We start from the raw sequence: 26,307 nt of genomic DNA, 5'->3' as shown, positions 1-26,307 counted from the left end.
TTTCTGCGAACCTATGAAGCATTTCGGTTCATTACAAAATATTGCAGCGCTGAGATCACCAAAATAACTAATCCCAATAAAACTGCCATAGCTGATGCCATCCCGGCGATGGACTCACCGTTACCGAAAGCTAATTGACGAATATACATCATTAGAACGTGTGTACTTTGTCGAGGTCCGCCATCGGTCATCATTAACGGTTGGCCGAATACATTAAAGGCACCCGCAGTTGTCATAACAAAGGTATAAATTAATGGAAAACGAATAGATGGCAAGGTAATACTAGTGAATTTTTTAATAGAACCCGCACCATCGAGCTCAGCCGATTCATATAACTCTTGAGAAACGCCACTTAAGGAAGCACGATAGATAATCATGTTGCCCCCAATACCACCCCATAAAGTAATTACAATGATAATAATCCACGCATAGGGTTGATTTGCAGGCCAAGCAATTTGTGATCCAAATAGATTACCAGTGATCCCAAGTTGCTTATTAAAGATCAACAGCCAAATCAGTGCGGCCGCAGAAATTGAAATCAAGCCAGGAATATAAAGAATAGATTGAATTAAGCTCTTCATTTTAACTTTTTTATGTTCCAACGCCACCGCGACCATTAATGGAATAATAATCAGCAACGGAACAGACATAGCAACGAAAATCAATGTATTTTTTAGACCTCTGAAAAATTGAGTATGAAAGGTTGAACTGTTGTCAAAAAGAATAGCCTTATAGTTATCAAAGCCTACCCATACCGGATCACTCATTAAATTCCATTTTGTAAATGAAGCATAAATCCCATAAATCGTTGGCAATAAAATGAAGACAGCAAACAAAATGACATGCGGACCTACAAAGAAAGCAGGTGCCCAATTGATTTTCTTTTTCATAGGAATTCATTTCTCCTTTTGCACAAAGTAATGCACCATAACATGGCACATTACTTCGTACAATCTATTCTATTTTGCTTTATTTTGCTGCACTGCTGCTTTCCGCAATTTTATCTTCAACAAATTTTTGCATCGTTGCCAAAGTCTCATCAATATCAACGTTGCCACGCACGATATCCGCACAGTAAGTATCTACAGCTTCCGCAATGTATGGGTAGTATTCATAGGTGTAAATGTATAGGGATTCGATTTCTTTTTCATCAGATGTAAAGAAGGATTGCATAAAGTCTTTGTACTCAGGGCTTTGGTTAACTACGTTACTTGCTACGTTTTGTCCAGCTTTTGCCCATTCCATCGAATTCGTACGAACATATTCCAAGAAGTTAGCAATACCCACTTCTTTTTCGTCTGTTCTCTTATCATTTTTCAACATAGCGAACAAGTGAGAAGAAGATCTGTTGGTGAATTTATCAGGAGTAGGAGAATAAACATTGGTCACGCCAAAGTTCAAGCCTTCAACCCCAGCATGTGCTGTAGAACTCCAAGTTCCGTCTGTCGAGAAAAGTACATTTTGAGATTGGAACATCAAGTAACCGTCTTCACCAAATGGAGTCATCAGGCCAGCATCGGCGATTTTCTTAACATTTTCAAACGCTTGTTTAAATACAGGGGTATTAACAGCCGGTTTTCCATCGACTTGGATATCCCCGCCCAAATCTTGAATTTGAGCCAAGATAACCCAGCCCAGCAAGGCATCATTAACTACGTAATCGCCTTCATCCAATTTACCTTGTAAGGAAAGCATTTCATCAATAGTAACAACGTTATCATCCAAGAAGGATTCAGCGTTATATTTTTTCAGCAAATCTTTATTGTAATACATTACGTTACTATGAATATCAAGAGGAACTGTGTATTGAGTTCCATCGATATTACCAGTGTTCCAAGCTTGTGGTAAGTAGTTTTCAGCTTTCAGTTCAGGTTGTGCTGGCAATACGGTATCTTGCATGGATTCCAGTACACCTTGTTTAACAAACCCAGGAACACGGTCAGCGTGGATAATTGCTAAATCAGGAACACCTTTGCTAGATGCCAAAACTGTAGAAATTTTTGTGTACATATCAGCCGTAATAACATGTTTTACTTTAATTTCGGGATTCGTTGCATTGTAGTTTTTAACAATTTGATCCATATAAGCACCGTCATCACCGGTCAGCGGTGTCCAGAACGTAATCGTCTTACTATCATCTTTACCACCGCATCCTGCCAAAACTGTCGATAATGTTAGAACCGTTGCTAATAAAACTCCAAATTTCTTTTTCATTACTCTCTCCCCCTGCAGCTGTAATGTTAAGATAACCATTCATGTTCACTTTCTTTGAAAACGATTAACTTGAGATTAGTATACATTCATTGTGAAAGCGTAGTCAATAACATTTAAATAAACTTAACAGAATTTTTTTTCGTTTAATTAACCTTTTGATTCATCTCTCGGAGATGAAAGCGATATTATATTTACTTCGGTTACCTTTCATGTTACTTTATATATAGATTAATAAACTTTACAGTATATGAAATAACTTTGAAAGAAGTGGGTAAAATGCAGTTGGAAATCGACAAATCCTCTCTTGTTGTTTACGAAGCTTTAGCGAGTGAAGTACGCATCAAAATTATTCAGTTGCTCTCCAAAAATAAGATGAACATCAAAGATTTGGCAGAAGAACTTAAAATAAGCAGTCCTATCGTTACCAAACACATTAAAAAACTAGAAGATGCAGGGCTCATAAAAACTGAAAAGGTGCCTGGTAAATCAGGAATGCAAAAAATCTCAATCCTTAGGGTGGATCATATTGAGATTAACTTCCCGAAAAAAATCTTTCACTCCTTTGCCTCCTACGAGACATCAGTGCCGATTGGTCATTATACCGATTATGATCTGAAACCTACTTGCGGACTTGCTACGGATAAGGAGTTTATCGGCAGAGTAGACGAACCTAAATATTTCATGGATTCTAAAAGAGTGGACGCAGAGATACTCTGGTTCACGCAAGGTTATGTGCAATATAATATCGCTAATTTCCTAAAAAAAGAGGAAACCTTACAGCAATTTGAAATTAGCTTAGAGCTTTCTTCCGAATTCCCCTTTGCTAATGACGTATGGCCTTCAGACATCACCTTTTCTTTGAATGGCTTGGAATTAGGGACTTGGACGAGCCCCGGAGACTTCGCTGATGCTAGAGGTAAATTCACACCGGAATGGTGGCCACACAATATCAATCAATACGGATTGCTAAAAACGATTAGAATTACAAACCACAATGGAACTTATATTGACGGTGACCCGCTGTCTCAGGTTTCGATTGAGGATTTAGATACGAATTGTGATCGTTGGACCTTTCGGATCGAAGTGAAGGAAGATGCAAAACACGTAGGAGGAGCAACGATTTTCGGAAAAAAATTCGGAAACCATGATCAAGATATCATTTTCAAGTTGTACTATCTGTAAATTTTTCATTTATGATCTAAGCAAAACTGGTTTTTTTGCGGGGGTGAACAACTAATTAGCTATTCTTCTTTAGCTCCCCCCCACCTGTTATGCCCTATCCCCTCTCTTTATCTTGCTGATATATCCCGCCTAGTCATCCATTCACTGTATTTCACTCTTATCCACTTCAGCAGTAATCACCAGTAGTTAAATCATTTGCCTCTATTTTGAATTTATAATTTATAAAAATATAAAAAGATTCATAAATCATTAAATTTCTGTTTGACTATTTGCTGATATCATGCTTAAAATGAGAGCATTATAAAACGTTTTCCGTATTATGGTTTAGTAATACATAAATTAAAACCATTTTCATATTCGAAAGCGTTTTTTTAGTAGCTAATTATGTAAGCGTTTTACATTTTTTTCAGTAAAGAAGGGAGGAATTGGAAAAATACGCGTGTACAAGCTCTACATCACTAGAATCGGAGGATCATACATTTGAGAAAAACTACTGGTAAACTAACCGCTTCCCTGCTTGCCCTCACTCTATTAGTGCCTGCTCCATTAATTTCTGCTGCTTCTGCAAGCGATTCCAAAGCAGTCGCATTATCCACTCAGCAACAAACTGCCGATTATTCCGGCCACTGGGCACAAAAAGATTTTCAAACCTGGGTAGATAAGGGCTTGATTCTGGGTTACGGAAACGGAATATATAAGCCAAATCAAGAAATCAACCGTGCAGAGTGGGTTACTCTGGTTAATCGGGTCTTTAATTTGCAGGAAAAAGCCGATATAGGCTTCACGGATGTTTCCACGACAGGTGCTTATTACGGAGATATCCAAAAAGCAACCGCTGCAGGATATGTAACAGGATACAGCGATGGCACCTTCCGACCCGCACAGCAAGTAAGTCGGCAAGAAGCTGCAGTAATGTTATTTAGACTGTTCCAACTCAACTCATCTGTTGGCACTTCTGCACCAAAGGATGCTGCTGATTTGCCAGAATGGAGCCAAGAAGCAGTATTGTCTTTACTTGGTGAAGGTTATCTGCAAGGCTACACTGACGGCAGCTTTAAAGGAACTCAGGCTGTAACAAGAGCGGAAGCACTGCGCATGATTGAGAAGCTTAGCGGAGAAATCACGCCTAAGAGCGGAAGCTATTCGGGGATTAACACTCGGAATATGGTTATCAGCAGCCCAGGCGTAGAGTTGAAAAACTCCACAATCTCAGGGAATCTCTACCTTACCGAAGGTATTGCTGAGGGCGATGTCACACTGAATAATGTCACTGTTAAGGGAAAAGTATTCGTTTCTGGTGGCGGTGAAAACAGTGTCGTACTAAGCGACTCCAATGCTGCTGAAATGGTAGTAGATAAGCATAACGGCAAGCTGCGAGTCGTTACTAGAGGCACAAGTGCCGTACCAAACGTACGCGTACATTCCAGTGCAATACTAGAGGAAGATGCATTAACGGGGGCAGGTTTCAGCCGGGTTATTGTTGAGAATACGCTGCCTAAGGATTCCATCCTCAAGCTGAAAGGAAGCTTTGATTCCGTTGAGCTTCAAGCGTTGGGAGAGCCTACACTCCATCTGACAGCAGGCAGTATTGCTGAAGTTACACTGAAGCAAAAAGCCAAGCTGCGTGTAGAGGCAGGTACAGAAATCAAGAATCTAATCCTTGGTTTCAACGATATCCTAACCATCCAAGGCACGGGTAAGGTTATCTTTGATAGCAAGTACAGTCAGTTAATCCATTTTGAAACACCAACTCCAACGGCTACGGCAACCACTGGTACCGGTGGATCTAATGGCGGTTCTGTTGCTACTTCGGCTCCGGAAGTTACAGCTACTCCGGCCCCAACGGCTACACCAGATCCAACGGCTACACCAAATCCGACGGCTACACCAGATCCGACGGCTACACCAGATCCGACGGCTACACCAGATCCGACGGCTACACCAAATCCGACGGCTACACCAAATCCGACGGCTACTCCGGCACCAACGGCTACACCTAGTCCGGGAGCAACTGCACCAGCACTCACCAATGTCTCGGTACATGATCCATCGGTGGTAGTGGATAATGGAACTTATTATGTATTTGGCTCTCATATCGATGCGGCCAAATCAGATGATCTGATGAACTGGACACAGTTCACTAATGGTTATACAACACCGGGCAACGTGATTTTTGGTGATCTGTCCAAGAATCTGGCAGAATCCTTTAAGTGGGCTGGCGAGAACGATTCGGACAGTAAAGGCGGATTCTCCATCTGGGCACCGGACGTATTCTGGAATAACGATTATAAGAACGCTGATGGAACAACTGGCGCTTATATGATGTATTACAGCGCTTCTTCTACTTATATCCGTTCGGCGATTGGCTACGCCACTTCGCAAAATATCGAAGGGCCTTATACTTATGGAAATACCGTAATTTATTCCGGTTTCACCAAGGAAGAGGCTTATGACAGTGACAGTAAAGTAAATAAGAAATGGGACAATACAAATATCAAGGACCTTATCGACAATGGAACGTTGGAAGGTGTCAATCCAGATTGGTTTAATGCAGGTGGTTTGTATCAAAACAAAACCTATACAAATGCAATTGACCCAACTATTTTCTACGACAAAGACAACAAGCTTTGGATGACTTATGGTTCATGGTCAGGTGGTATATTCATTCTGGAGATTGATCCAGCTACCGGAGAACCTAAATATCCAGGCAAAGATGGAAAGACCGCTGATGGACGTCTTATCGACCGCTATTTCGGAACCCATATTTCTGGCGGAATGACCAAATCGGGTGAAGGTCCGTACATCGTTTATGATAAGGATACTGGTTACTACTTCTTGTATGTAACTTACGGTGGACTGGACTCCAAAGGCGGTTACAGCATGCGGCAGTTCCGTTCAACAAATCCGGACGGCCCTTATACGGATGCAGCAGGACAGAATGCTGTTCTAACTACCGATGGTGACAACACACCATATGGTAATAAGCTGTTAGGAAACTTCATGTTTACAAATCAAAATGCAGACCCGAATTTCCAAACGTATGGTTATGTGTCCTCAGGACATAACTCGGTACAATATGATGATGAAACGGGTAAAATATTTAACTTCTTCCACACTCGTTTCCCACTCCGTGGTGAAACACATGAACTTCGTGTGCATCAAATGTTCACTAACGAAGATGGCTGGCCAGTAACTGCCGTACATCGTTACACGGGTGAAACTATTGGGGCTGTAGCACGGGATAATGTTGTCGGCTCTTATCAGTTCGTTAACCACGGCAAGGATGTTTCAGGCGTTATCAAACCTACAGTAGATATCGAGCTAAAAAGTGACGGAACGATCGCTGGATCGTTAACCGGAACTTGGGAATTGAAGGATGAGTACTTCGCTCATTTGCTCATTAACGAAACGGAAAATGGAAACACCGTACAACATCTCTACAAAGGTGTATTTGTGAAGCAATGGGATTCCTCACGACAACAGCATGTTATGACGTTCACCGCAATGTCAGATCAAGGAATCACTATCTGGGGCAGCCAGATGCAATCGATGAGCGTTGAGCAGATTTTGAACAATATTGCTGCAGGCTTGAGTATTGGTGACACAAGAAAAATATACGATGACATCACCCTCCCTACGGAAGGCTTGCGCGGAGCAGAAATTTCATGGTCCTCTTCCAATGAGGCCGTAATTGCTAACAATGGTAAGGTTACTCGTCCTGAACTTGGACTTGGAAACGCTACAGTTGAACTGACTGCTACAATTAAGCTAGGCGAAGTCGCAGTAACTAAGACCTTCACCGCCGTTGTTATGGAAAAAAAGAGCACGCAATTGGAAGACGGCTTAGTAGCTGCCTTTGACTTTGATGGCGACCTTGCAGAAAATGGGGATCGCACAGCTGACGGCATAGTCACCGGAAATCTGATCAACAACACTGAGGATGGAGACATCACTTTTGAGGCTGGTAAAGACGGTCAGGCAGCCAAGTTTGATGGTAAATCCGGTGTTCGTCTACCTGACGGATTAATTCAAAGTAGCGCATATTCGGTAGGGATGTGGCTGAACCCATCCGAATTAAAAGCTTTTACTCCTGTATTCTTCGGTGCTAAAACCGAAACGAACTGGTTCAGTCTCCTGCCATATGGAAACGGTGGAGCAACCACCAGACTCTGGTTCGGTAGCGATACTTGGCTAGATGCTGATACAGGCTTACAAATTCCAGTTAACCAGTGGACGCATGTTGCCTTCACTTACAATGCTGGAACAGTCAATATGTACGTAAATGGTATATTGAAATCCTCCGGAAAAGGATTCACAGATATTTTCGATACAGAAAAAGGTGTATTTGCTCTTGGTGTGAACTACTGGGATGCACCATACAAAGGTTTGGTTGATAAATTCCGCGTGTATGATAGAGCATTGTCTGCGGAAGCTGTGGGCTGGCTTGTAAACGGTGAGCCTGATACGAACATTAAAGTAAGTAATATCTCATTCAGTGAAGCTGTTAAATCAGTAGCTGTAGGAAATACTTTCACCCCTCAAGTTAGTGTGCTTCCAACCAATGCCGGAAATAAGGCGCTAACTTGGAGCTCTAGCGATTCCAGCGTAGTGGCTGTTGACGCAGCGAGCGGAATAGTAACAGCACTAACTGTCGGTGGCCAAGCTGTAATTACTGCAACAGCGACTGATGGAAGCGAAGTTTCAGCCAGCTACACAGTAAATGTAACTGATGGAAAAGTAGCTCATTATGCTTTTGATGGCGACCTGGACGACTCCTTCCAATTGAACGGAAAAGGCGAAGTTACAGGAGCAAAAGTAGATAGCCCAACTGTAGGCAATATCACATACGGTAACGGTGTCCTCGGTCAAGCTGCAATATTCAACGGTACCTCCGGTATCCGTTTGCCTGATGGATTAATTGACAGCAATACCTATACCGTATCTATGTGGCTAAACCCTGAACAACTTACAGATGCAACAACTACTTTCTTCGGCGCTGCCACTAAAAATAGCTGGATTAGCTTCGTTCCTCAGAACGGCGGCGGTAAAACGTTATTATGGTCCGGAGAAGCTTGGTATGATGCTATTTCTGCCATGAAGATTCCAGTAAACGCATGGACACATGTTGCGTTTACGGTCAGCAATGGTACCGTAAAAGTTTACCTTAACGGAGTAGAGCAGTTCTCTGGTGAGGGCTTCCCGAATGTCTTTAAGAACAAAAACGGCGTTTTCGCTCTAGGCGTCAACTATTGGGATGCACCATTTAAGGGCATGATTGATGAACTGAAGATTTACAGCAGAGCGCTCAAGTCAGATGAAGTACAGGCAGAGTATAGCTCGAACGTAGATTAAGCAAGATTTGATTTGGAAAGAGAGCGGAGCCACAGGCTCCGTTCTTTTTTTAAAGTCCCATATTGTAAAAAAAGTATTTAACTAATATAATCATTAACTATACGTCCGAAATAAACGTCGATTATTATATTGTTATTAATAAATTTCTTAATCATCGGCGATTAGCCCATAAATTTTAATTGGAGGCCACTTATGAAACTTGACCTGTCGGAAGAATCCCTTCCCGTCTATGAAGCTTTAGCCAGCTCAGTACGCCTGCACTTGTTGCGTTTGCTTGCCGAAAATCCTATGAATGTTAAGGAATTGGCCGCAGCAGTAAATTTGAGCAGCGCCATTATGACTATGCATGTGCGTAAGCTGGAAGCTGCCGGACTGATCCAGACGCATATGGCACCTGGTCGAAGTGGTCTGCAAAAGATCTGTACTCTAGCTGCTGAAGGAGCAGAAATCACCTTCCCAGGCAGACAGATCAATGAGCGCAAAAGTTATCGCAAGGAAATTCCGGTTGGACATTACTCCGACTTCCTGATCGAGCCAACCTGTGGTCTTGCAACTACTGAGAAAGTGATCGGCAGTTTTGATGATCCCCGCTATTTCTGGGATCTTGAGCGTATGAATGCGGGGATTCTTTGGTTCGGCAAAGGATTTATCGAATATAAAACCCCTAATTTCCTACTCTCCAGCCAGCATCCTGAGGAACTGATTATAACCATGGAAATTGCTTCCGAAGCACCTTCCATTAATAATAATTGGCCTTCGGATATCACATTCACTCTGAACGGAGTGAAGCTTGGATTCTGGACAAGTCCCGGGGACTACGGGGATAGCCGTGGTAAATATACACCGGCCTGGTGGCCAGCACTCACGAACCAATACGGCTTGCTCAAGCAGCTGCGTATTACAGCGAAAGGTACATTTATGGATGGTTTAAAGCTCTCAGAAGTTACCCTTGATCAAGTGAATATCCGTGACAAACAGTGGTCTTTCAAGCTTTCCGTAGATGAAGATGCCGAGCATATTGGCGGGATTACTCTTTTTGGCAAAGGTTTTGGAAATTATAATGAAGATCTAATCGTTGAGTTGTTCTATACGGATAACCAAGAATAAAGCCGCATTCACCTCCCATTGGAGAGTCGAATGCGGCTCTTATTTTAGCTTAATTCTTTTCGATAAAGGGACCCCACAAGCCACCCCCCGGCAATGGACAACTACGTTCCTTAAGCTTGGCTACTACGGGGATGATGCAGCCGCAAGCGACGCAAGTTACCCCTTCGTGCAGCTTAGGGCAAGTCCCACAAAGGGCAACCCGTTCAGCGTAAACTTCATCTGGAACACAAAACTCTGGCTTAAACATGGAAGAAGACAAGATACGATTAATCTGCGTTGGCGTAACTTTATAATCCTCTCTGCATCCCTTGCATGTTGATGTTGTTGACATGGTAACACCACCTTAAGCCTTCGGCGTAATCTCCAGCACAGTTACTGACATTGGAGGCAGTTCAACATTAAGAAGATCACCCTCCAGAGTGAAGGCAGTGAAGGCTTGCGGCACTACCGCCTCCGGTTGGCTGAAGGTATTGTGAGCATCAATTTTATCACCGGCAAGTGTTGTGCCTGTCACTTCAACCTTCTTCCCGGAAAGACCACGAAGCTCAAGTGGAACAGCAGCAGAAGCAGCATGGTTCAAGTTGCAAAGACTGACATGGATGATTCCAGAAGCAGTTACGGAAGCCGAAGCAGATACTTCAGGAATCTCACGGCCTTCAAAGCTGTAAGTGCCACTTTCCAGTGCTAAATCCAGCAACTCCGCATCCTGATGGACTTTAAACATATTGAATACATGATACGTTGGGGTCAGCACCATCTTTTCCCCTTCGGTCAATATAACTGCCTGAAGTACGTTAATCGTCTGCGCAATATTTGCCATCCGTACCCGGTCACTATGTTTATGGAAAATATTCAAGGTCACGCCTGCTACAAGAGCATCCCGAATTGAATTTTGTTGATACAGGAATCCTGGATTCGTCCCCGGCTCTACATCATACCAAGTTCCCCACTCATCTACGATAAGACCTACTCTTTTATCCGGATCATATTTATCCATAATAACGCCATGTCTGGTGATCAGCTCATCCATGCGAAGGGCTTTCTCTAATGTACTAAACCATTCACTCGTTTCAAAGCCTGTAGCTGCACCTTTATTCTCCCATGCTGGACCAGGAATTGTATAATAATGCAGGGTAATCGAGTCCATAAAGCGTGTTGCCTCACGCATCAGAACCTCCATCCAGTGATAATCATCCACGTTAGGACCACAAGCAATCCGGTGAATACGATTGTCCCCGTAATTTCGTACATACGTCTGATATTGGCGATAAAGATCTGCATAATATTCTGGACGCATATTCCCGCCGCAGCCCCAGTTCTCATTCCCCACGCCAAAATAAGTCACAGCCCAAGGCTCTTGATGACCATTCTGCTGGCGAAGCTCGGACATTGGAGATACGCCTCCAAAGGTTAAATACTCCACCCATTCGGACATCTCTTGAACGGTACCACTGCCCACATTACCGTTAATGTAAGGCTCACATTCCAGCATCTCACATAATTCCATGAATTCATGCGTACCAAAATGGTTGTTCTCAACCGTTCCGCCCCAGTGAGTGTTAATCATACGTTTACGACCTTCACGGGCTCCGATACCATCTTTCCAGTGATATTCATCCGCGAAACAGCCACCTGGCCAGCGTAGTACAGGAATTTTAATTTCCTTAAGCGCTTTCACGACATCATTACGAATACCGTTGGTGTTAGGAATAGTTGAATCTTCTCCAACCCAAATCCCTTCATAAATGCAACGGCCAAGATGCTCAGAAAAATGTCCGTAAATATTTCTGTTAATCGTCCCTTTGCGAATGTCAGTATTAAGGATCGCACGTTCTGCCATGGTTAAATACCGCCTCTCAACGTTTATATTTTTATTAACTAATTAATAATTATATAAACATTATAAGACGCTGCTTAGGTATCCGTCAATCTCCAATATGAACAAAAGCTATTCTTTATCAATAGGTTTCTTTATCCCGTCTTCATAATAGTCAAAAATCAGCTGCTGCTGCGTTCCTCTTACCCCGTAAAACACATCAGAAATTTGTTTTCCCTTACGCCTTAACTCGTTCTCCAGCCACTCTTGGGTCAGGCCATTATCCTTAAGATTATCTGCAAGCACTATTCCATCCATAATCAATTCAACGGGAAAGCTCTGAGGAACGGACAACAGCTTTAGATCTTTTCGGGTAACATATTGGTACTCTTGTTTCTTTAATACAGACACCATTCCGTTATCTTCCAGCACAGCGTATTCTACTACCTCTAGATTAAAAATTTCCTTTTCTCTCAAGGCCTGATCCAAAGAATCCAACGAATACCTTACCTTTTTCATATTTTGCTCAAGAATTTTCCCATCCTCAATAAGTACAGTGGGTGAACCTGAAATCCAGCTTCTCATTTTACGACTTTTTAAAGCGATGATAGATAGTAAAAAAGATGTAACGGTAACGACTATAAGCGCCAGGATCATGTAGGAAGAATGCAGCTGTTTATTAAACGCCAAGTTCGCGGCTATTGAGCCCAATATAATACCCGTCACGAAATCGTGGAAGGTCAAGTTAGATAACGTTTGTTTTCCCAATATTTTGGCGATCAGCAAAAGCATGATCATAGCAACAAAGGCCCTAAGCACAATGTCCATATACACCTGCATCTCTAATGCTCCCTTCCTATTCAATCCTCCATTATTCACAAACCGAGTAGAAATGAAACCTCAACGAAAGCTCTGCCCATCCAAATCTGCCGATTTCTCTAAACGCCAAAAGGGCTCTGGAATGGTTCTACTGAACCTACCCAAAGCCCTGGCTTCAAATTCTTACTTTTCAGTCTTAATTGCTAAAAGATTGTATAGAACCATTGCGCTCTCAGCTCGAGTTGCTGAGCCTCCCGGAGCGAATTGCTGGTCACTTCGACCCTGGATAAGTCCAAGGGCTTGGGCAGCAATGATCGATTCACGGGCCCATGAGGCAGCCGCACGCAAGTCACCGAATTGGATTACAGGCTTCGGTTCCACCTTTTTCCCGCTGACATATTCGTAGGCTCGCATCACCATGACCGCCATCTCTTGGCGGGAAATAGAGGCTTCTGGAGCGAAGCGAGTCTCACTCACCCCATGGACTATCCCCGCCTCTACAGCCTGCGCCACTTCCTCCGCATACCACTCATCCGCAGATACATCCGCAAATGCTGTAGATGATTTCCCTTCAAGTCCCAGCAAGCGGATCAGCATAGCTGTAAATTCTGCACGAGTCACAGAGCGGTTCGGCTCGAAATTCCGAAGTCCGACTCCTTGAATCAGATGTTTGGCCGTTAGCTCTTGTACAACCGCCGCCGCCCAATGTCCAGAAGGAACATCGTCATACGATTTGTTGTATTCCAGCACGGCATATGTGCCTAAGTGTTCGGTGCGCAGAGCCACCTTGCCCTTCAGCCAGGAACCTCCCGCATACTCTATATTTCCGGAATCCGGAAAATAATAGCCGCCAAGCAAATTCCTTTTGGCCTCAGGGTAGGCGTTAAGCTCTAATGTAACGGGCTCAACAAATTTGGAAAGTATGCTTCTTGTACCGTCACCAGCAACAATATACAGGTTAAAGAGAAGGAACTCTCCTGCCTGGTTTAGCACTGCACCAGATTTCTTCTCTGCGCTAGCTAGTATTCTCTGCGCCGCTTCCCCATTCACCTCAGAAGCCTCCAGAAAGATCTGGCTGCCGGCCAATTGCTCCGCAGGAATCAAACCCCGCAATTGTTGAAGCACCGCTGCCGGAAGGGTCAGATTAAAGTTAGAAGCCTCTACCCGAAGCGGCTTCTGTTTGAGCATGTCTGCTGCCATCCCCGGCAATACTAGCATTCTCAATTTACCCTCGTAGACAATGGCTTCCGAAAGATCGTTCAACGAAGCTGCGTTTAGTTGCAGCCGCCCCGCCGTTACCTCCGGTACGGAAGGCACTTGTGGTTGCGGACTCGGAACAGTTGAAGTAGTCTCTTCCGCTTGTAGAATCTGAAGCCTCAGACTGCTCTGCCGTCCTCCGTAACTTGCAGTAATCACAGTCATGCCCGGATCAAGTGCTTGCAGCTGCCCCGTTGCCGTTACTGTGGCTACCTTCCTGTTACTGCTCTCGTAGATCACACCCTCGGTTACCGTAAGGTGGCTATCATCACTATATACCGCCGTTGTGACCACCTTACCGCTCTGCCCTATTTCCAAGGATGTCGGACCGCTTAACGAAATAGAGACGAGCTCCGGCAGTTGTCCATACACCTTTAATAAATAGGAAGCGGTCATGTTGTCATATACGGATGAAATAACCGAAACACCCGGTCCTTTAGCTTCAATATGGCCATCTTTGCCTATACTTGCGACGTTAGGATCGCTGCTCTCATAGACTATACCTTCGGTTACTATATAACGGCTGCCATCGCTGTACACTACCGAAGTAACCGCCGTTCCGGTCTCCCCGACAGCCAGGCTTTCCGGGCCGCTAATTGCCGTTGAGACTCTTTCTGTAGGCTCCATGACTGTCACCTGAAGCTGTCGGAAAGGCTCTACATTTCCAGCCTTATCCACCGAACGATAATCGATCCCGAAGGTTCCGGGGTTCTCGATATATACGCTCTGAGTAACCGTACTCCATGAACCACCATTGAGCCGGTATTCTGTCCGCTTGACTCCCCAGCCGACAGCTCCCCCATTGGATTGGTCGGTGACATCAAAAGTGATATTGACTTTGCCCTTATATGCGCCCCCTTCTCCTGTTTCTCCAAGTATGGTAGCCTTCGTGACTGGAGGTGTTGTATCTTTCGGCAAAATTTCCAGATACGCGGCATATTTGCCATTCTCATTCTTACGGCTTCTTATGTCTGTGGCGAGATTATAGCCTACCTGCCTAAGAGCCAGACTTATCACCGGATCGGAAGGGAACTCCGTGCCAACCCATGAGGTAATATCGAACTGCCGCCACTGCTCCGGTCCGGAAAAAGTCTGCAGCGCAGCTTGAGTACCGATTTTTGGAGCATTATTGTAATTTAGCGTTGCCTCCGTCCAATCATCATCTTGGACTCCAAATACACCGATATCGGACAAAGTGCCTGCCCCGTCATTTGTCTTTCCGAACACATTCAGCTTCACAGAACCAACTTCACCGAGAAATGGACTCAGATCGAATTTTAGATAAACCCTTCTGTCTGTGTCCCCGCTGCCATTTCTGATCTGCAAGTAATTGACCGAACTATAATTGACTGCAGCTTTCGATCCTCCATTGACATACGCATCTTCAGAAACATACAGCTTCGTTATTGCCGCTTCGTCTGGTTCCGAATCGGAAGGCTCAGAAGGCTCGGCATTCGGATCAATTCTGAACTTGACAACATGGCTTTTTCCTTTGGACCCGCTGGTATGAATTGCGAGTTCAACCCTCGGCGAGGTCTGCAGTACCGTTACGGTTGGATCTTTCATCAGCTCTTCCAGCGCGGTTCTGCCGACATCCACATTCACCACAGATTGAGACTGTGTCGGATCCGAAATGGCTATCGTCAGTTCATCTCCAGACTCCTTGATAATAATGGAGGCTGGATGATTGGCGCGCACGGATTCGATCATTCCCGGTACCCAGAAGTTCATAGCCGTAAGTCCCAGCTTCTGTTCCTTGACGGCTTGCACACTATCCGTGTTGGCTATAATTTCGATGTCAGGACTACTGCTGTAGCGCGCTGTCGCCGTTTCATCCTGATTCGGCAGAAGCACATACGAATACGATTGATTCACCGGATTCGTTCCTTGAGCAATCGACAGGCTGGCATAATTTCTCGTAATCGGCTCCGTTGATCCCCCTTGATTAATATCCTTCCATGCGCCAGTCCGAGACTCACGCAGACCGTCTATCGTTGGGGCATCAGGGAAATAATAACCGATTCCCGAGCCGGGAACATTGCCTTCCAGATGTGCCCAATGCACCTGATTCATTGACTCAGACCAACCCAGCGCGGATGGCTTGGCCTCTCCGTTGACCGTAAGTACATTGTCTCCGCTCGCCTTGAGCTTACGGTTATCTACGATGGTCTCCACCTTGCGGTTATCCGTGCTTGTAATGCCTGCCCCAAGTGCTACGATTTCATCATCGAACATGAACCAGGACTTTTTACCGGACAATGTGCTGTTATCCGGATCCAGATCCATGCCGGCCGCTCCATAAAGGCCGTCTATGGATGATCCTCCCACCCATGTTTTAGATGTAGTCTTGGCTGCACCGCGACTTGCCCCATCCGATGTAACCCCAGGCAGACGATAAGCGTTCACGGTCGGCCAGAATGCATCTGCATATTGATCCAGATCCTGATTATACAGATAGGTCATGCCTTCGCCTGTATACCAGCCCTTCAGATTCTCTGTGCCCGCTTCATAGTTGGCAATTCGGGCCGAAGACATGCTGATCCCAAAGGCATATCCAGGCCGATGGTGGACAATCCGGTCCATAGCCGAAAACTGCTTATGCACAGTAAGGTCTCCTGATGGCTGCACCTCTGGATCGTCCATAAGCGTCTGGAGCAGAACAATATCGGCTACTCTTAGACCGTCGTAATAACTTTCTACTACCGTATCGGCTTCGAACCAATACTTCACCATCGATTTAAATCGGGCCGCTTGCTCCGGTGGCGCGGAAGAAGCCAGCCGCAAAATATGCGACCAAGGCACGAGCTGCCGGTTTCCCCGGGCTATCGATCTACCGAACACCATATCCATCATTAATTTTCTGTAGACGAGAGGTTCATAAGAATCCGTTACCCAGTTGTATACATTCTTCATATTGGTATCAGTCAGCGGCCAAGAGGACCCTGTCAGCAAAGTCATCATTTTCATCATATCGCCAAGCAATACAGCCCCATAACTGCCGGTATAAGCAATATTATTATGCTGGATAAAGGAGCCGTCCTCATAAAATCCGTCTCCGCGGGTCACATAGGGTAATACTTGGCTAACTGCATCCCGCCCTTGTTTGATCTTCGCGCTGTCACGATTATAAATGCCCCTCAAGACCACTGCCAGTGCTTTATCCAGCCGATTCGCGCCGGTTTCCATCAACGAGGGTTGATTGGTCCGTTTGGTTGGGTCCGGGCAGAATTTATCAATGGCTTTGGTATATTTGGTAATCTGATCGGCTGACAAATACTCGAACATTAAGGTCATCGTATCTCCCAATGCAAGCGGAATGCCGATCTCCCATTCGAACCAATTGCCTTTCTCCAGTTTAGTTTCGTTATACCAATTCGCGTATAAGAAATCTAAACCATCCAGAATATCTGATTTCAACTGCATATTCTCGTACAATGGTGAGCCGGATGTCGAAAAGGCAATAGCCATATCCTTCAACCGGTTATAAGAGGCTGCCGTATCAAAAGCATCCGCTGTGCTGCCCGGCTTATCGCTCCATAAATAAGTACGGTTCATTTGCTTGTTCATCGTATCCCAGAATCCAGTTCGCTCCTGATTACTGATCTTATCGGATAAAGTCTTTATAGACTTGGCAATGTCCGGGTTATTCGGGTCGAAGGATTGCCCTCCGGTCAAATACTCCACCCATCTTCCACGAAGCTCGTCATATTCGTCTTTTGGAGTCTCTCCTTCAGTAATATTAAATTTCAATACATGCGTTGCCCCTATAGAATTCTTCACATCCACCGTTATAACTGTATTTCCCGAAGCTTGCACTACATCCGTCTTGCTATCTTTGCTGAGCAGTGTCAACCCCGGTATATCCAGTTCCAGGGACAATAGGTTTTGCGACTGAGTAGGATCAGACACCGAAACGACAAGCTCCTGATCGATCTGCCGAATCATCACGGAAGCTGGATTGAGTGCCTTGATGGAATCTACCGTTCCTGGATTCCAGAAATTAGCGGCGGTTATGCCCAGCTTCTTCTCTCTGACCGCATGCACATCCTCTGTATTGCGCAGCACTTCGATATCCGGGTTGCCACTGTAATCCTCAGTACCTGAAATGTCACGATTAGGCAACAGAACATAGGAGTATGAGCCATTCGTAGGCGTATCTCCATGCTCAACTGCCAGGCTTAAATAGTTGCGCGTAATGGGAACATCGGATTGAGTGGCATTAATCTCTTTCCAACTGCCGGTTCTGGCTTCACGTTGCGCCAGTATACTTGGAGCTTCAGGGAAATAGTAGCCCACGTCGGCACCTGACACATTACCCTCCAGATGGGCCCATTGAACGTTCTTTAACGTCGCTGACCATCCGGACTGTGACGGTTCTACAGCTCCGTTGATTAGAAGTTTGTTGTTTCCCACTTCGTTAAGCATCCGGTTATCGATAATCGTCTCAACAGACTGCGGGCCGGCAGTTGATTTGGAAATTCCCGAACCAAGCGCCACAATCTCATCATCGAACATAAACCAGGATTTCTTGCCTTGCAAATCGCTACCGGTCACTTGGGAGAGTGAGAAATCCATACCTGCTGCACCGTATAGGCCTTCCAGCGACGATCCACCCACCCAGGTTTTCGGATTCATGTAACTTTTCCATTCCACAGGCACCATTCCCTGCCCCGATCCATCCGTTGTCGTGCCAGACAAGCGGTAGGAATTGACGGTAGGCCAGAAGTCATTGCGGTATTGGGTCAGATCCTGATTGTATAAATAGGTCATCCCAATCCCCGTATACCATCCTTTCAGGTTCTCGTTGTTCCCTTTCTCAAACGCCGAGATGCGATTCGAGAACAGACTCAAGCTGAAGCCGTAACCTTCGCGTAGATGAACCACCCGGTCCATGCCGGCGAATACCTGATTCTTAATGAGAGCTCTTCTTGGATTGATCTTCCCGTCATTCATCAGCTTTTTCACAATCGTTATATCGGCAAGCGACAACCCTTCATAATAATTGCCGGATGTCATATTCGCTGAAATCCATTCTTTCGCCGCTTGCTTAATAGATACTGCAATATTCTCCGGAGCAGTTTCAGCCATCCGCAGCAAGGTGACAATTAACCCTCTTGCGCTGCCGCTTCCTTTTCTAGATATACCTCTGCCATTTACCGAATCCATAAAATGACCGTTGTAGATCACCGGCTCGTAAGTCTGAGCCACCCATTCGTAAATGTTCAGAACATTCGGGTCCGTTATTGGCCATGGAGAATCGGTCAGCAGATAAGACATGTCCGCCGTCCCTTTGAGCCAGACCGAACCATATCCTCCCGTATAGGCAATATTATTATGCTGAACGAGGGAACCATCCTTATACACACCGTCACCATGAGTCGTGTACACATACTCGGAGCCAATGGAATCACGGCCCTGAATGATCTTTGCACTGTTGTTGCCAATCACGCCTCTTACCGTGACCACAAGCGCTTTATCTAGTAGATTTGCTCCCGTCATCTTCGTGCCCTTAACGCCAAGAACCGACCCTACTTTGGGGTCTGGACAGAAGGCATCAATAGCCGCAAGATACTGATTGATTTGCTGCGGTGTTAGATAGTCATACATGAGCACCATAAGATCATTCACAATCTGCGGCGTGCCAATCTCCCAGTCCCACCAGTTCCCATAAGCGCTTTTGCTCGGATTATAGCGGTTTGTATACATCCAATTGATTGCGCTTACAATATCATTCGCCAAAACGCTGTTGCCGTAAAGCTCCGATCCCTCCACAGAATAGGCCAATGCCATAGTCTTCAAGCGATTGTAAGCGCTTGTAATAAACTGCGAATCTGTAGTGCTCGCGGTATCACTCCACAAGGAGGTGCGGCCGGAGGATTTATCCATACTCTCCCAAAGTACAGCAGCCGATGCAGCCTGAGCGCTAATACTAGCAGCTATATCAGGATCACTCCCATCGTATTGACCACCACTTAATCGGTCGTACCATTTCAGCCTCAGTTTATTGTAGGCCTGTATCGTGTCGGGAGCTTCGACAGTAACCAGACATTCGGCTGCAAGGCTACCATCCGGTGTGGCGATCTTGATGGTCGAAGAGCCGATCCCCGTACCCATTACATTACCAAGTGCGTCCACAGTCGCAGCTTCTGGATTGCTCGAAGTCCACACTACCGTTTTATCCACCGCCGTTATAGGGGATAAAGTCGGCAGAAGTGCAACCGTGTCCCCTTTGACCATAGAAAAGGCCGTACGGTCTAGCGCAATTCCTGTAAGACCCGCATATTCCTCCAATGCGATATCATCTATCCATAGCTTTCCTTTTCCGGTCTCCAAAAAAGGCTCGATGACTAGCTTCGTCGCGTTAGCCGGCATAGTTAGAAGTACTTGCTGCATACTCCAGTCCTGTGTGCCTGTTATTTTGGGAGAGGAAGGTCCATCTCCCACTTTGGCAGTATTGTAATACTGTGTTCTAAAGTAGGCTCCCTGTCCAGTGACGTTGTCCGTCTTTAGCCAGACTTTAAGTCTGTAGGATTTACCGGGGATAACCGAAGTTACCCCCTGATTGATGGAAATCCTGCTTGTGGCAAAGGCATCGAACAGCATGGACCGGGTTCCTTCATGCGCAGTGCCAGCGTCTATCTTGATATTCGCTGTTTTATTCGTGCCTTTCCCGCTACCTGTAGGGACCCATAAGCTCCAGCCCACCGGAGCAGCGTCTGTAACCCCTGTCCAGGTTGAGTCAAGGGCTGTCGTTGTATTCTCAAAGCTTCCGTTAAGCATAAGATTTGATGCAGCCGCAGATGCCCTGCTATACGAGGGATAAAGAACTCCCCCACAGGAAGAAAAAAGATCAACAATGAGAACTAATACTAAAAATAGACTTGGTTTACGCATTTGTTCACCCCAATCTTAGAATTGGTTAAAGCTAAAGGCATCTACAAGTTATCATCCTGCACAAAATTCAACACGGCGTCATCGACGGCCGAAGTTCTTCCCAGATCAGGTAGGTCCACAAGCTCAATCTCGCAAGTCTCCGCACGGCCGTGCAGCTCCAAAAGAACCAGCTCATTGCACCCCTTGCGCAAGAGTGGACCAGGGATATATAGCGCCCGCTGCGGTCCAACGTTCCAGTAACGGCCCAGATTAAATCCGTTAATCCAGGCGACCCCTTTATTCCATCCATCGAATCGTAGAAAGGTATCGCCAATCTCCTCCGCCTCGAAGCTCCCCCGGTAGAATCCGGGCAGACCCGAAAGGGGCGCAGCTTGCTGCTTCTCCACCGGATGCTTCTTGTACGCTAGTGAAGCCAGCTGTTCCTGTTCCAACGGCAAAGTACGAATCGTCCAGTTATATTGCAGCTGGTTATCAATCCGAACCCCGTCCAGAATCCCTTTCGGATCGCGAATGAGCGGCCCGTAATTGATTCGTCCCATGTTCTCGACGAGGATATCCAGCTGCGCTCCCCCAGCGGGGATGGAAAGTTCCAGTGGCAGCGGATTCCAGCGCTCAATCACCCCAAGCACCTGTCCATCCAGGAAGACCTGCGCCCGATCGCGCACGCCCTCGATGTAAAGCTTCTGTCTGGACCGCGGTCCCTGCACAAAAGTGCTGTACAATATAAAACCATAGGATTGTCCGAGCTTCTCCATCGGCTGTACACACACGCTGTTCACCGTCTCTGATAACTTCTCCAGATTGGAAGCCGTGAATAGTTCCGCTCTTTCCGTCAAAGCGACTTTCCCGTAAGAAATCTTCGGAATCGGCTCAGGGAGTGGACAAGTCGGGGCAAATCCATGGTTGCTGAGTACCGACCGGACAGCTTCAAATTTCGCCGTCGTATCTCCCCATTCCGTGAGCGGGGCATCATAGTCATAGCTTGTAGTCGTTGGCTCGTAGGTGACGATATGATTCGCACCATTATAGAAACCAAAATTGGTTCCACCATGGAACATGTACATATTAAATGAGGAGCCCTGGGTCAGAATCTCATCCAGAACACCTGCTACATCCCCGGCATCGCGTACATGATGATCCTCCATCCAGTGATCAAACCAGCCGTTCCAGTATTCCATCACCATAAGCGGCTCTTCAGAGCGGTATTCCCGATATTTGCGGAAGGATTCCTCTGTACTGGAGCCGAAATTGACTGTCGCATGCACATCCTCCAGTGTTCCGCCGAGCAACATCTCATCGGTTGGCCCGTCGGAAGTAAAGAGCAGCACATCGATCCCTCTGCTGACCAGTCCATCACGCATATAGCCCAGGTAGCCACTGTCATTACCATAGCTGCCATATTCATTTTCTACCTGAACGGCCAGAATTGGTCCGCCATGTGTGGAGAGCAGCGGAACCAGCAGAGGAATTAGCTCATCGTAATAACGGTCTACCTTGCTTAAATAAAGAGGGTCACAGCAGCGAAGCTGGAGTTCCCCGTAAGCTAGCAACCAGCCCGGTAGGCCTCCGAACTCCCACTCCGCACAGATGAATGGACTCGGTCTGACAATAACATGAAGCCCAAGCTCCCCAGCCAGCTCGATAAAAGATACCACATCGGCCATGCCATCAAATACGAACTCCCCTTCTTTAGGTTCATGTATATTCCAGGCGATGTAGGTCTCCACGGTATTGAATCCGCAGGCTTTCAATTTCAGCAGCCGGTCTTTCCAATATTCAGGCACAACCCGAAAATAATGAATGGCTCCCGATACGATACGATAAGGCTGTCCGTCCAGCAAATAGTGTCCGTCGTTCCAGGTGAGCAGGCTCATTATCGACAACCTCCTTTATTAATATTTATTCTAACGATTCCCCGCAGTGGTAGACGGCAAGCCGTCTGATCTTGGGGCTTGCGGCAGCTTCTGACACCCGTAAGCGGATTTTCTCTGCGACAACCGGAGGGAAGGCGTCGATTTTCTTATGGCCAATCGAACTGCCACGCTTCAACTCCAGCCACGCTCCGTTGCTGTACGCTTCCAGCATATATCCTTCTACTCTTTCGCCGTAAGCGATATCCTCCATAATCTCGGCATGATCAATCACAGTAGCTGCTGGCAATTCCAGTTCAACAATATCTCCAGTACCTGCTGTTACCGCCAGAGCCTTGTCAAATCTGCGTCTTATCTCCTTGCCGAATTCCAGCAGCCGCTGCACATCAGCCTCCGGAAACAGCCCGCGGTTGTCAGGGGCTACATTGAGCAGCAAAGTTGCCCCATGTCCAACCGAACGATAATAAATATCCATTAGCTGCTCCGGAGACAGCAGCAGATGCTCCTCCTCAGGATGCCAGAACCAGCGGTCTTTACGGATGGGCACATCGCATTCCGCAGGCACCCAGCTCGGCGTTCCGGGAAGCCAGTTCAATGAAGCTTCACTGAACATGCTACCCCGCGCAGAATTCGCAGTGTTCCAGCATGGATAAGGAGCAACGCCATCCTCATTGCCAACCCAGCGGATCGTTGGTGCCCCCATATTAAACACCATGGCGCCTGGCTGATGGCGCTTGATCAGATCCATAATCCGCTGCCAATCGTAATTGCGGCCCTCCGACCCTGCGCCGTCGAACCAAATTTCCGTAAGCGGACCATAGCCCGTAAGCAATTCCTGCAATTGCAGGGCATAGAAATCATCGTACGCTTGCGGATCTGCATAACAGGGCTCATGTCTGTCCCACGGAGACAAATAAATGCCGAAGCCAACTCCAAGTTCACGGCAAGCCTCCGCGCATTCCTTGACGACATCGCCGCGCCCTTCTTTCCATGGGCTAGAAGCCACAGAATAAGTACTTGTCGCAGTCGGCCACAAGCAGAAGCCATCATGATGTTTAGCTGTCAGTATAAAATAACGGAATCCAGCTTCTTTGGCTGTACTAACCCATTGGTGGGCATCCAAATGAAGCGGATTGAAGACCGCAGGTGAATCATTGCCTTCTCCCCACTCCTGATCGCAAAACGTATTGATGCCAAAATGGCAAAACATCCCCAGCTCCAGGTCCTGCCACTCCAGCTGTTCCCTAGAAGGCAGCGCCAATTTCTCTTCCGGCTTGTTCTGTGAAAATCTGCTTTCCATCATTTCTACACTCTCCCATATGTTTGTGTAGACCCAATATATAAATAAGGCTTTGGAAAGCCAGTTGATGACCTTCCAAAGCCTCGTCCACAACTTGTGATACTTGCTTATTCCCTGTTTATTTGATGACACCTTTTTCGTTGATAATTTTTGTTGCTTCATCAACCATCCATTGCTGCACCTTATCAATCGATTCATTTCCAAGCATAAATCTGCTGAAGCCGTCATCGATTATTTTGGTCAATTCGGACGTTGCCGTCGTCATCACCTGCGCACCATCAAGGAACTGGATTGCACTGTCAAAGAGTGTATATTTGAGTGAATCCATATCATACATATCCTCTTTGCCAGCTACCAGTTTGGTCAGCAAGGCTTCATTATCCGCTTTTTTATAACCGGAGAATTCCAGTCTGTTATCACTAACAGCCGTTGACATAAATCTCATCAGTTGGAAAGACGCCTCTTTGTTCTTCGAAGTAGCGCCCATCGCCAGCATATTGCCGCTGGTGAAGTATTTGCCCTCGTATTCTTTCGGTTCCGATCCTGCCGGAGGCACCGGTACCGGAGCAAAAGCTGTCTTGAAATCATGCGGATACTGCTCTGTATTGCCCGGATCAGCAATCGTCCAGTTACCAGCCAGAATCATAGCGGCTTCTTCATTAAAGAATTCCGTGCGGTAATTGAGCTTAGCCGCTAAAGCGTCTGCATAAGTTTTCGCAGATTTATCAGCAGACTCCATATCTTTGCGCAGCTGGAAGAAGTATTTATAGGTTGGATCCGCGAAAATGGTCGTCCCGTCATCATACACGAATGGATCTTTCATCATCGTTTGGGCCGGTGCGTTCATATACAACTCCCAGGTGTGGAAGTATGTGCCGTAACGTTTGTCTACGCCTTCACCTTTGGTCAGTTTTTTTGCATAGTCGCGGTAGTCATCCCATGTCCAGCCAAAAGTAGGTACAGGCAGACCCGCTTCATCCAGTGCATCTTTGTTCAGCATTACATAGTTGCTGCTCTTGGTATATTGCATCCCATAATAGTTGTTGTCTACCTTAGCATTCACATAATATTCATCCTCAGGAACGAGGTTATCCTTCTCATAGAATTCGTTCAGCGGGGCAAGCGCTCCCCGGGTCGCCCGTTCAAGTACGCCTCCAAGGCTTGGTACCTGAACAACGTCAATCGCTTCGCCGGATGAAATCAGGAAGTCGAGTTTCTTCAGCATCTCCACAGAATCACCGGGAACGAGTGTCACATGCTCTACCTTGATATTTGGGTTCTGATCCATAAATTCCTGCAGCATGGCATCCGTGCCTGCTGATTGGGCTTCATTGTCCCAGTTGTAATATTTGATGGCGACTTGCTTGTCCACCTTGGTGTTCCCGGCATTCGTACTGGCTTCAGCACCGCCATTCTTCTCTGAATTTCCGGAATTTCCACAGGCGCTTAACGTTAAGGAAACCGCCAGCATGGAGCCTAGTACAACGGATAATCTTTTTTTGCCCTTTGTTTTCATTTTACTTCCCCCCGCACTGAAATTTAAGTATAGTGCCTTGTTCATTTCTTATTATAGGCACCCGCTGTACAAGCCAAGTGCACAATTTTGCTGTAGTAGGATCACATTTTTGACTTTTACCCTCTTTTGCATACTCGCAAGTCAGCCCTTTACGCCCCCCAAGGAGATTCCGTTAATGACTTGCTTTTGCAGGGCAATGAACACGATGACCAATGGGATGATCGCCGAAACGGCTGCCGTCATCATAATCGCATAGTTGTTCGAATAATCATCTCGGAACAGTGTCATACCGAGTGGGATAGTGTACAGATTCTTGTTTAGCAAGAAGATCAGCGGATTCTGGTAGTCATTCCAGGTCCAGATAAATTTAATGATCGCCACGGTAGCGAGCACCGGCTTGCAGAGCGGAACAATGATAGACCAGAATATCCGCAAATGGCCTGCACCATCAATTCGCGCCGCTTCAATATATTCGTCGCTGATACCAATCATAAATTGCCGCAGCAAGAACGTGAAGTAGATGGAGAACATACTCATTAATACGATAGCAGCATGAGTATCATAGAGGCCGAACCAACGAATCAGCAGAAAACGCGGAATCAGCGTGGCCTGGTCAGGAATAATCATGAATGACAGCAGCGCCAGAAAGACCATATTCCGTCCTTTAAACTTGATTTTGGTCAAGGCATACGCCGACATAGATGAAATGATCAGTGTGATGCAGGTTGTAATAATCGCAACTTTAAAGGAGTTTAAATAGAAATGGGAGAAAGGTACCCGTCCCATCCAAACCATCTTGAAATTATACGCTACATTGATCTTCTCGGGAATCCATTGGATCGGGAAGCGCATTACATCTTTTTCATATTTGAAGGCTGCGGAAATCATCCAGATCAGCGGGATAAGAAATACAATGGACAAAGCCCCCATGATGCAGGTAGTGATCACTCTGGACATATTTTTTCTAATCAGTTGCATG

The 26,307-nt window shown here is 46.1% G+C and carries 13 protein-coding genes; 3 read left to right on the top strand and 10 right to left on the bottom strand.

All coding sequences use genetic code 11. The annotated features are described in order from the left end of the window. Positions 1-11: 11 nt before the first annotated feature. Both NST58_RS08815 and NST58_RS08810 read right to left on the bottom strand, forming a co-directional pair. Positions 12-890, bottom strand: coding sequence for a sugar ABC transporter permease (locus NST58_RS08815; RefSeq protein WP_076138280.1), 879 nt, complete (start codon positions 888-890; stop codon positions 12-14). Between the two features lie 79 nt (positions 891-969). Continuing rightward, the gene (locus NST58_RS08810; RefSeq protein ID WP_076101554.1) at positions 970-2,214 is read right to left on the bottom strand and encodes an extracellular solute-binding protein; all 1,245 of its coding nucleotides are present in this window, start codon (positions 2,212-2,214) and stop codon (positions 970-972) included. 276 nt (positions 2,215-2,490) lie between these two features. Here NST58_RS08810 and NST58_RS08805 point away from each other — a divergent pair, with 276 nt between their 5' ends. The 3 genes from NST58_RS08805 to NST58_RS08795 all read left to right on the top strand — a co-directional run bounded on the left by NST58_RS08805 (position 2,491) and on the right by NST58_RS08795 (position 9,855). After that, positions 2,491-3,396, top strand: a complete 906-nt coding sequence (locus NST58_RS08805) for an ArsR family transcriptional regulator (protein ID WP_076126270.1) — start codon at positions 2,491-2,493, stop codon at positions 3,394-3,396. Between the two features lie 480 nt (positions 3,397-3,876). Beyond that, positions 3,877-8,748: a LamG-like jellyroll fold domain-containing protein gene (locus NST58_RS08800; RefSeq protein WP_339247361.1), complete on the top strand. Its 4,872-nt coding sequence runs from the start codon at positions 3,877-3,879 to the stop codon at positions 8,746-8,748. Positions 8,749-8,940: 192 nt separating this feature from the next. Then, on the top strand, positions 8,941-9,855 hold the full coding sequence (locus tag NST58_RS08795; protein WP_339247358.1) for an ArsR family transcriptional regulator: 915 nt from the start codon (positions 8,941-8,943) through the stop codon (positions 9,853-9,855). 49 nt (positions 9,856-9,904) lie between these two features. Here the strand turns inward: NST58_RS08795 and NST58_RS08790 are convergent, their stop codons facing one another. The 8 genes from NST58_RS08790 to NST58_RS08755 form a co-directional block, all read right to left on the bottom strand. Beyond that, the gene (locus NST58_RS08790; protein WP_076100542.1) at positions 9,905-10,186 is read right to left on the bottom strand and encodes a DUF6171 family protein; all 282 of its coding nucleotides are present in this window, start codon (positions 10,184-10,186) and stop codon (positions 9,905-9,907) included. A gap of 12 nt (positions 10,187-10,198) precedes the next feature. Further along, positions 10,199-11,695, bottom strand: a complete 1,497-nt coding sequence (locus tag NST58_RS08785) for an alpha-N-arabinofuranosidase (protein WP_076104908.1) — start codon at positions 11,693-11,695, stop codon at positions 10,199-10,201. A gap of 108 nt (positions 11,696-11,803) precedes the next feature. Continuing rightward, the gene (locus tag NST58_RS08780; protein WP_076184726.1) at positions 11,804-12,511 is read right to left on the bottom strand and encodes a DUF421 domain-containing protein; all 708 of its coding nucleotides are present in this window, start codon (positions 12,509-12,511) and stop codon (positions 11,804-11,806) included. 162 nt (positions 12,512-12,673) lie between these two features. Then, positions 12,674-20,641, bottom strand: a complete 7,968-nt coding sequence (locus NST58_RS08775; RefSeq protein ID WP_339247355.1) for a polysaccharide lyase family 8 super-sandwich domain-containing protein — start codon at positions 20,639-20,641, stop codon at positions 12,674-12,676. 41 nt (positions 20,642-20,682) lie between these two features. Next, positions 20,683-22,515 (bottom strand): beta-galactosidase family protein, encoded by a 1,833-nt coding sequence (locus tag NST58_RS08770; RefSeq protein ID WP_339247352.1) that lies wholly within the window; start codon positions 22,513-22,515, stop codon positions 20,683-20,685. Between the two features lie 25 nt (positions 22,516-22,540). Continuing rightward, complete coding sequence (locus NST58_RS08765; RefSeq protein WP_339247350.1) at positions 22,541-23,815, bottom strand: alpha-L-fucosidase; 1,275 nt, start codon at positions 23,813-23,815, stop codon at positions 22,541-22,543. Between the two features lie 115 nt (positions 23,816-23,930). Further along, positions 23,931-25,328: an extracellular solute-binding protein gene (locus tag NST58_RS08760; RefSeq protein ID WP_076100552.1), complete on the bottom strand. Its 1,398-nt coding sequence runs from the start codon at positions 25,326-25,328 to the stop codon at positions 23,931-23,933. A 141-nt stretch (positions 25,329-25,469) separates the two neighbouring features. Further along, positions 25,470-26,306: a carbohydrate ABC transporter permease gene (locus tag NST58_RS08755; RefSeq protein WP_036675652.1), complete on the bottom strand. Its 837-nt coding sequence runs from the start codon at positions 26,304-26,306 to the stop codon at positions 25,470-25,472. Position 26,307: the final 1 nt, after the last annotated feature.

It is taken from the genome of Paenibacillus sp. FSL R10-2796, assembly GCF_037965315.1.
Lineage (GTDB): Bacteria > Bacillota > Bacilli > Paenibacillales > Paenibacillaceae > Paenibacillus_AQ > Paenibacillus_AQ odorifer.
The sequence above is the reverse complement of the archived record's forward strand: the minus strand, read 5'-3'. Positions and strand labels throughout refer to the sequence as shown.

Coding starts and splice junctions, on each gene's coding strand:
- NST58_RS08815 (WP_076138280.1), bottom strand. CDS start 890: ATGAAAAAGAAAATCAATTGGGCACCTGCTTTCTTTGTAGGTCCGCAT.
- NST58_RS08810 (WP_076101554.1), bottom strand. CDS start 2,214: ATGAAAAAGAAATTTGGAGTTTTATTAGCAACGGTTCTAACATTATCG.
- NST58_RS08805 (WP_076126270.1), top strand. CDS start 2,491: ATGCAGTTGGAAATCGACAAATCCTCTCTTGTTGTTTACGAAGCTTTA.
- NST58_RS08795 (WP_339247358.1), top strand. CDS start 8,941: ATGAAACTTGACCTGTCGGAAGAATCCCTTCCCGTCTATGAAGCTTTA.
- NST58_RS08790 (WP_076100542.1), bottom strand. CDS start 10,186: ATGTCAACAACATCAACATGCAAGGGATGCAGAGAGGATTATAAAGTT.
- NST58_RS08785 (WP_076104908.1), bottom strand. CDS start 11,695: ATGGCAGAACGTGCGATCCTTAATACTGACATTCGCAAAGGGACGATT.
- NST58_RS08780 (WP_076184726.1), bottom strand. CDS start 12,511: ATGCAGGTGTATATGGACATTGTGCTTAGGGCCTTTGTTGCTATGATC.
- NST58_RS08775 (WP_339247355.1), bottom strand. CDS start 20,641: ATGCGTAAACCAAGTCTATTTTTAGTATTAGTTCTCATTGTTGATCTT.
- NST58_RS08770 (WP_339247352.1), bottom strand. CDS start 22,515: ATGAGCCTGCTCACCTGGAACGACGGACACTATTTGCTGGACGGACAG.
- NST58_RS08765 (WP_339247350.1), bottom strand. CDS start 23,815: ATGATGGAAAGCAGATTTTCACAGAACAAGCCGGAAGAGAAATTGGCG.
- NST58_RS08760 (WP_076100552.1), bottom strand. CDS start 25,328: ATGAAAACAAAGGGCAAAAAAAGATTATCCGTTGTACTAGGCTCCATG.
- NST58_RS08755 (WP_036675652.1), bottom strand. CDS start 26,306: ATGCAACTGATTAGAAAAAATATGTCCAGAGTGATCACTACCTGCATC.